The organism is Leptospira adleri (genome assembly GCF_002811985.1).
Lineage (GTDB): Bacteria > Spirochaetota > Leptospiria > Leptospirales > Leptospiraceae > Leptospira > Leptospira adleri.
On sequence record NZ_NPDU01000151.1, the window covers coordinates 1 to 1,730 of the forward strand.

Below are 1,730 nucleotides of genomic sequence, written 5' to 3' on the forward strand. Positions count from 1 at the left end.
TTCGATTCTTAGAAAAGTGTCCGGCATCGATCCCGATTGTAAGTTAACGATCAACGTTTCGCCGATTCAATTAAACCAGAAAGAAATCACCGAAAAACTTTTGGAATTTATTAGAAGATACGAGATGACTCCGGATAAGATCCTCGTCGAGATCACGGAGACTTCGATCGACGGAGACGATAACTACGCGATCGATCGACTAAAGGAACAGGCGGAAATTCTGCACTACGAAGGTTTTCAGATAGCCATCGACGATTTCGGAAAAGGCCATTCCAATTTTTCAAGACTAGAACAAATCCCTTCGGATATCGTAAAAATAGATAAGAACCTGGTCTTCGGCGCGTTATACGATCCCGCGAAGATAAAAATTCTTACCTCCATCGTAGGCATCATACATACGATGGGAAAAAAAGTAATCCTGGAAGGGATTGAAAATCAGGAATACGAGAAAATTGCGATCGATACGGGCGCGGACTATCTGCAAGGTTATCATTATTATTACCCGATGAACATCGGGGGCTTATCGCAGGTATTTGAAAAAACGCCTAACGTGGATCCGTTGTTGCAGGGTCTAAAACGTTAAGCGACGGATTAATTTTTTTTCTTTTCCATTACGAAATACATATCGATTTCACCCTTATTTTTAGCGGGAACCTTTCCACGATGTTCGCAGAGAAAGTTTTCGCGAACGAGTTCGTAAGTAAATTGAGAGATGTTGATCTTTCCGGGCTCCCCTTTGGATTCGAGTCTGGAAGCAAGATTGACCGTATCTCCCCAAACGTCGTACGCGAATTTTCTTCTTCCTACGATTCCTGCCATCACCGGACCGGAATTGATTCCGATCCTTAACTCCCAAGCCGCGTCCCCTTTCGATGCTTTTAAACCGTTCATAAAGTTTTGAATGTCCCAAGCCGCGTTGACCAAATCGACGGCGTGAGAAGGAGATGCTTTGGGCAAACCGCTCGCGCACATATACGCGTCTCCGATCGTTTTCAATTTTTCAAGACCGTGCCTTTCGATGATCTTATCAAATTCGGAAAAATAAAAATCCAGTTCACGAACCAAATCCGAAGGTTTCATTTTAGCCGCGATAAGAGTAAAATTCTTAAAATCGGTAAATAAAACCGAAGCCGATTCGTAATACACGGGTTCAACGACTCCCCTTTCTTTTAGCTCTTCCGCAACTTCGTACGGCAGAATATTCAAAAGTAGATCGTCCGATTTTTTCTTTTCAACACTCAGTTGTTGATATAACTTTTCCAACTCTTCGTTCTTTCTTTGGATTACGATTCTCGCGGCTTCCACTTCCTGGTTGATCGTCTTTAGGATCGAACCGTGAAAATCTTTTACGTTTTCCAAATTCTTCCTGTATTCCAATTCACGATCGAACTTCATTTTTAGAAATCGATTCTCCTTTTTGATCTCTTCGTTCAGTTCCTTATCCGAAAGAAGACTAACGGAGATCCCGCTCTCCGTTACAGAAGAAAGATTGTGATTCGTTTCCGCTTCCGTCGAAGTTCCGATCAAAAGTGTTACCATCGTACAGTTATGAAGCAGGCTTCTATCTTCGTTTTCCAAAGGAGCGATTTCGCCGAACGTATAAAAACCGAAAATCGGAATATTCTCCGGTAAATTTCTTTCAAGGATTTGAATTTCTTCTTTTACACGGGTTCCGAGAAGATGCTTTCGCATGATGCACGAAAAGGCGAGAGCAAGAGTCGGTTGAAATT

General features: G+C 42.3%; 2 protein-coding genes. One reads left to right on the top strand and one right to left on the bottom strand.

Annotation, left to right across the window (positions count from 1 at the left end; all coding sequences use genetic code 11):
• A partial coding sequence (locus CH376_RS23860; protein WP_133124675.1) for an EAL domain-containing protein occupies window positions 1–583 on the top strand: 583 nt, incomplete at its 5' end.
• Window positions 584–591: 8 nt separating this feature from the next.
• On the opposite strand, the gene CH376_RS23865 is transcribed toward CH376_RS23860, so the two are convergent.
• On the bottom strand, window positions 592–1,730 hold a 1,139-nt coding region (locus CH376_RS23865; protein ID WP_243398328.1), incomplete at its 5' end, for an adenylate/guanylate cyclase domain-containing protein.